This window comes from Pseudomonas persica, assembly GCF_900291015.1.
Taxonomy (GTDB): Bacteria; Pseudomonadota; Gammaproteobacteria; order Pseudomonadales; family Pseudomonadaceae; genus Aquipseudomonas.
Genome location: NZ_OLKL01000065.1, coordinates 1 through 959, shown reverse-complemented (window position 1 = coordinate 959; position 959 = coordinate 1). Strand labels below are relative to the sequence as shown.

At 68.2% G+C, this 959-nt stretch carries 1 protein-coding gene; it reads left to right on the top strand.

The window, feature by feature from the left end; translation table 11 throughout:
- A partial coding sequence (locus FQ664_RS25715) for an Ig-like domain-containing protein (RefSeq protein ID WP_256676095.1) occupies positions 1 to 959 on the top strand: 959 nt, incomplete at both ends.

Below are 959 nucleotides of genomic sequence, written 5' to 3'. Positions count from 1 at the left end.
GGCGCTGGGAGTTTCACTCCAGCCACACCGCTGGCCAACGGCACGGTGGTCAACGCCGTGGCCCAGGACCCGGCTGGCAACACCGGCCCGCAGGGCAGCACCACGGTGGATTCGGTTGCACCCGCCGCGCCGGTGGTCAATCCGAGCAACGGCTTGACCATCAGCGGTACCGCTGAAGTCGGTGCCACCGTGACCCTGACCGATGGTGGCGGCAGCCCGATCGGCCAGATCACCGCCGATGGCAGCGGTAACTGGAGCTTCACCCCTGGCACGCCGTTGGCCAACGGCACCGTGGTGAACGCCACTGCAACCGATCCGACCGGCAACACCGGTCCGCAGGCTTCCACCACGGTAGACGCGGTGGCCCCGGCCGCACCAGTGGTCGAGCCAAGCAATGGCATGGAAATCAGCGGTACTGCCGAAGCCGGCGCGACGGTCATCCTCACCGACGGTGGCGGCAACCCGATTGGCCAGACCACTGCCGACGGCAGCGGCAACTGGAGTTTCACTCCAGCCACACCGCTGGCCAACGGCACGGTGGTCAACGCCGTGGCCCAGGACCCGGCTGGCAACACCGGCCCGCAGGGCAGCACCACGGTGGATTCGGTTGCACCCGCCGCGCCGGTGGTCAATCCGAGCAACGGCTTGACCATCAGCGGTACCGCTGAAGTCGGTGCCACCGTGACCCTGACCGATGGTGGCGGCAGCCCGATCGGCCAGATCACCGCCGATGGCAGCGGTAACTGGAGCTTCACCCCTGGCACGCCGTTGGCCAACGGCACCGTGGTGAACGCCACTGCAACCGATCCGACCGGCAACACCGGTCCGCAGGCTTCCACCACGGTAGACGCGGTGGCCCCGGCCGCACCAGTGGTCGAGCCAAGCAATGGCATGGAAATCAGCGGTACTGCCGAAGCCGGCGCGACGGTCATCCTCACCGACGGTGGCGGCAACCCGAT